This window comes from Mycobacterium innocens (assembly GCF_900566055.1).
GTDB classification, from domain to species: Bacteria; Actinomycetota; Actinomycetes; order Mycobacteriales; family Mycobacteriaceae; genus Mycobacterium; species Mycobacterium innocens.
Genome location: NZ_UPHQ01000155.1, coordinates 1 through 4,817 on the forward strand (window position 1 = coordinate 1; position 4,817 = coordinate 4,817).

Below are 4,817 nucleotides of genomic sequence, written 5' to 3' on the forward strand. Positions count from 1 at the left end.
ATGTGGCGGTTTGAAGCCACCCCCCGCAGGGCGACTCCGAAGGGCCGACAATCCCTCATCTCCTGCACAGCACCGCTTCGGAAAGCTCTACCTACATCGAACTCCCTTCCACGTTCGGGACACACCCGTCACTGCACACTCGATGCAGCGGCATGACATCCGACTCGGTGAGCACGTGAGACATCCCCCGAACACCTGCCATCACAAGCGGTTTGAGCGAAGGTGCGGCATCGGCGTGCCGGAAACAAAGCAAAAGTGTGCGCGGGCATCCAAGGCTACGCAAGAGGGCATCGTTGACCATGAATTTCCGAGTGTGGCGGCCACGACCAACACCCCAAATCCGAGCAGCCCTGACGTGGCTGATGCGAAAGTCGCAGTTGCGTCCTACAACTCGGGCCACTAGATCAGCGCCGTCCTAGTCCAGTGGCTCCATCTCCTGCAGCATCGTGGGAACGAGTTCGCTGACCGTGGGGTGGATGTGCATGGTGCGCGACAGCGTGGTGTAGGGCGCTTTTGCCGACATGACATCCAAAATGGCGTGGATGACCTCGTCTCCCCCGACGCCGAGGATGGCCGCACCAAGGATCTCGTGGGTGTCCGCGTCGACCACGATTTTCATAAAGCCTTGCGTCTCACCCTTTTCCACGGCCCGGCCGACTTTGGTCATCGGCCGCTTACCGACCAGCGCCTTGCGGCCCGACGCACGAACCTGAGCGACGGTCATGCCGGCGCGCCCCAGCGGCGGGTCGATATAGAGGGCGTAGGTGAGGGTGCGGTCGCTCACCCGACGCGGGTCCCCGTCAAGCAGGTTGGCGGCGACGATCTCGTAGTCGTTGAACGACGTATGGGTGAAGGCGCCCTTGCCGTTACAGTCGCCCAGCGCCCAGATGTGGTCGACGGTGGTCTTGAGCTGGTCATCGACCACGATGTAGCCGCGGGCGTCGGTCTGCACACCGGCCGCCTCCAGACCCAAGTCGTCGGTGTTGGGTTTCCGGCCTACCGCCAGCAGCAGGTGACTGCCCGCAATGGCTGCGGCACCGGCACTGGGAGTCAGCTCGAATCCCCCGAAACCGTTGTTCTGCTTGGCAAGTCGTATATCGTCGGCGTTGACCACGACATCGATCCCCTCGGCTTCGAGGATCTCCCTGATGCTGGCCGAGACGTCTTCGTCTTCGCGGGACGCCAGGCGCGGGCCGCGCTCCACGACGGTCACCTTTGCTCCGAAGCGGCGATACATCTGGGCGAACTCCAGCGCGATGTAGCTTCCGCCGACGATCACCAAATGCTCAGGCAGCGTGTCGAGTTCGAGGATGGACACGTTGGTGAGGAACTCGACGTCGGCCAGCCCGGGAATGTTGGGGGCCACGGCGCGGCCGCCGACGTTGAGGAAGAATTGGTCGGCTTGCAGCGGCTGATCGCCGACTCGCAGCGTGTGTGGATCCTCGAATCGGGCGTGCCCGCGAACCACGGTGCAGCCGTCCATGCTTTCCAGCCAGTCCTCGACGGCCTTGCGGTCATTGAGCATGACGCCGTCTTTGCGTGCCTTGACTTTCGCCATGTCCACGCTGACCGCTCCGGTGCCGACGCCGTATTCGGCAGCGCGGCGGGCCACATGGGCCGCGTGGGCGCTGGCCACCAGCGTCTTGGTCGGAATGCAGCCGTTGTTGACGCAGGTACCGCCGATCAGCTTGCGCTCCACAACGGCGACCCGCTGACCTGCGCCGGTCAGGCGGCCCGCCAGCGAAGGCCCGGCCTGGCCGGCGCCGACGATGATCGAGTCGAACCGCGGCGTCATAGCGCGGCCGCCGATGCGACGATGGCGAATCCGCCTAACACGGCAACCGAATCCTCGAGTAGTGCGATCGGCAGATCGCGGCCACCGCTGGCGGCCACCAGCCGACGGCGCGCGTGATAGCCGCCCAAGGTGCCCAATACCGCTCCGACAACCCCGGCACCGAGTCCGCCGAACTTGTAGCCCCAGGCGGTGCCGATCACCGCGCCGGCAAACCCGCCCAGGATGATCCGGACCGCGAACACCGGCGCGGCGGTCCGCGGCGGCGTCTTGGGCAGCTTGTCGTTGACCAGTTCCGCGACCGCGAGGACGCTCAGGGTCACCACCGTCACGATGTTGCCCACCCAGGATGCCCAGGTGTGCTGCAACGTTGGGAACCAGCCGAGGTAGCCGGCCCAGGAGATTGCTGCGGGAGCGGTCACCGATCGCAACCCGGCGACCACGCCGATCAACAAAGCTAGGACGAGGACGAGTACGTGCGTCACAGCAATCCCTTCCGGGGACAGAAGAACAGCCTGGCGACGATACGGAGACCGCCCATGGATGACCACCGGCAATCAGCCCACCGCGGACGCTAACACAGCGACGGCCCGCCCGGGCAGCACCGCGGTCAGAATCGGCAGAACCTGATATCCGACGCCAGAATCGCTTTGGCCCCGATGGCGGCAAGCTGGTCCATGACGCCGTTGACGCCGCGGCGCGGCACCAGCGCACGGACCGCGACCCATTCCGGGTCGGCCAGCGGGGCGATCGTCGGCGACTCCAGTCCGGGCGTGATCGTGGTGGCCTGGTGCAGCACTGCGCGCGGACAGTCGTAGTCCAACATCAGATACTGCTGGCCGAACACCACACCTTGTACCCGGGCGACCAGCTGATCGCGCGCCTCGCTGTGCTCCGCGCCGTCGCGGTCGGCGCCTTCGATGAGTACCGCCTCCGAATCACACAGCGGCTCGCCGAATGCCACCAGGTTGTGCAGGCTCAGGGTGCGACCGGAGCCCACCACGTCGGCGATGGCGTCGGCCACGCCGAGTTGCACCGAAATCTCCACAGCACCGTCGAGCCGGATCACGGTTGCCTCGATGCCCTTGGCGGCCAAGTCTTTTCGGACGAGGTTCGGATAGGCGGTGGCGATCCGCTTTCCGGCCAGGTCGGCCGTCGTCCAATCCCGCTCGGCGGGACCGGCGTACCGGAAGCTCGACGACCCGAAGCCCAGGGCCAAACGTTCCCGTACCGGGGCGTCGGAATCGCAGACCAGGTCGCGTCCGGTGATCCCGAAGTCGAGTTGCCCCGAACCCACGTAAATGGCTATGTCTTTAGGCCGCAGGAAGAAGAACTCGACGTTGTTGACCGGGTCGATGACCGTCAGATCTTTGGGGTCGGTGCGGCGCCGGTAGCCGGCTTCGGCCAGGATTTCGGTGGCCGGTTCGCTCAACGCACCCTTGTTGGGAACGGCCACACGCAACATGCTCACAGCTTCCGGTAGACGTCGTCGAGAGACAGTCCGCGGGAGATCATCAGCACCTGCGTCCAGTACAGCAATTGGCTGATCTCCTCGGCCAGGGCGTCGTTATCTTCGTGCTCGGCGGCCAGCCATACCTCGCCGGCCTCCTCCAGGATCTTCTTGCCCAGCCAATGCACCCCGGCGTCCAGCGCAGCTACCGTAGCGCTGCCGGCGGGCCGGGTGCGGGCACGATCGCCGAGTTCGGCGAACAGATCCTCGAAGGTCTTCACGGCCAGCGATTGTTTCATGCGACGGCAAGCGGAGTCACGGCGGTTTCGTCGCGCTCCTGGTCTGCGGCCGCGGGGGGTTTGCGCGGCCGAGCGCTGGCGCCATCTAGGTGAGCCGATACGCGGTACCTGTTCGCCCAACCGATGCATCAGGGCCTGCCAAGCCGCAGTTGTCCCAGCGGCAACGGCCTTGGCACCATCTGCACGTTCTGGCCTGACCGCAAGATTTCGTTTGACGACTGTCGTTAACGCTGAGCAGGGTTCAATAGTGCGCCGAGATATTCAGTGGACAGTGTCTGGAGTGCGGTTGCGCCGACGGGCCAGCCGCGCGGGGGATTTGAACTGGCTGTTTCTGCCCGGAGGCCCAGGAATCGGTTCGGAGAGCCTGCATGAACTGGTCGACACTGTCGATGCACCCGGCTGCTCGTGGATGGTCGACCTGCCTGGTGATGGCTCCAATATCAACGCTCCGGGAGCACCCGCCGATCCCTACGGCCTATGGCCTCAGGTTCTGCTTGAAGCCGCCCACGCCGTTGCACATCCTGTTTTTGTGGGGCATTCCACCGGAGGCGAGTACCTGCTGTCTGTTCCCGCATTGGATGGATGCTTGGAAGGGCTGGCGCTCATCAGCACCGCTCCTGACGCATCGTGGATGCCGGTGTTCGAGCAAATGACACGTAACACTCGTCTACCCGGCGTGGAACACGCCACCACCCGCTACCTATCCGATCCCAGCAACGACCACCTTCGCCGCGTTGCTGTCGAATCTGCGCCGTGGAACTTCGCCGCCCACGCCGTTGCCCAGGGGGCAGAGATCCTGGCGCGACTACCATATAACAGTCGGGCTGCGCAATGGTCGGGGGCCAATTTCGATCGCGGCTACCGATCAGCCTGGTGGCCAAGCACGCTGCCCACACTCATCGTGAGCGGCTCGGCAGACCGCATCGTGACCCAAACGTTGTGGCAGGACAAGCGATTCCACACCCCGAACACAACCTGGCGCGTCATCGCCGACGCGGGCCATTTCCCCTGGATCGAGCAACCAGCCGCCGTTCACGACGCCTTCGCAGCACTCGTGGGACAGATCGACAACCGCCGTACCACCCCCTCCGACTGTGTCACAGGTGAACGCTGATGCCGCCGCTTTCATGCAATGGGGCAACTCGATCATGGTTTGCGTCTGACTTCGCGATAGAGATCGGCGTGTCGATCAGACGGCATCCGACGGGTTCTCCCAGCTTTTACGGAGGATCTGATCATGTCCGAAGCAAACTCTGGTGGCGGCCGGTCTGCCCGC

The 4,817-nt window shown here is 64.6% G+C and carries 5 protein-coding genes; 1 reads left to right on the forward strand and 4 read right to left on the reverse strand.

What is annotated here, in order from left to right; genetic code table 11:
* Positions 1-415: 415 nt before the first annotated feature.
* The 4 genes from EET03_RS15340 to EET03_RS15355 form a co-directional block, all read right to left on the reverse strand.
* Positions 416-1,795, reverse strand: coding sequence for an FAD-containing oxidoreductase (locus EET03_RS15340; protein WP_075542302.1), 1,380 nt, complete (start codon positions 1,793-1,795; stop codon positions 416-418).
* Entirely contained in the window at positions 1,792-2,277 is a 486-nt protein-coding gene (locus EET03_RS15345) for a DUF4126 domain-containing protein (protein ID WP_075542303.1), read from the reverse strand. The genes EET03_RS15340 and EET03_RS15345 overlap by 4 nt, the downstream gene beginning before the upstream one ends.
* 125 nt (positions 2,278-2,402) lie before the next feature.
* A complete protein-coding gene (hisG, locus tag EET03_RS15350; protein ID WP_063471458.1) occupies positions 2,403-3,257 on the reverse strand; it encodes an ATP phosphoribosyltransferase in 855 nt (284 codons plus the stop codon).
* Positions 3,258-3,259: 2 nt separating this feature from the next.
* Positions 3,260-3,541, reverse strand: coding sequence for a phosphoribosyl-ATP diphosphatase (locus tag EET03_RS15355; protein WP_063471459.1), 282 nt, complete (start codon positions 3,539-3,541; stop codon positions 3,260-3,262).
* Between the two features lie 280 nt (positions 3,542-3,821).
* Between EET03_RS15355 and EET03_RS15360 the strand changes: the two genes are divergently transcribed.
* Positions 3,822-4,655, forward strand: a complete 834-nt coding sequence (locus EET03_RS15360) for an alpha/beta fold hydrolase (RefSeq protein WP_244232378.1) — start codon at positions 3,822-3,824, stop codon at positions 4,653-4,655.
* Positions 4,656-4,817 lie beyond the last annotated feature (162 nt).

Coding starts and splice junctions, on each gene's coding strand:
- EET03_RS15340 (WP_075542302.1), bottom strand. CDS start 1,795: ATGACGCCGCGGTTCGACTCGATCATCGTCGGCGCCGGCCAGGCCGGG.
- hisG (WP_063471458.1), bottom strand. CDS start 3,257: ATGTTGCGTGTGGCCGTTCCCAACAAGGGTGCGTTGAGCGAACCGGCC.
- EET03_RS15355 (WP_063471459.1), bottom strand. CDS start 3,541: ATGAAACAATCGCTGGCCGTGAAGACCTTCGAGGATCTGTTCGCCGAA.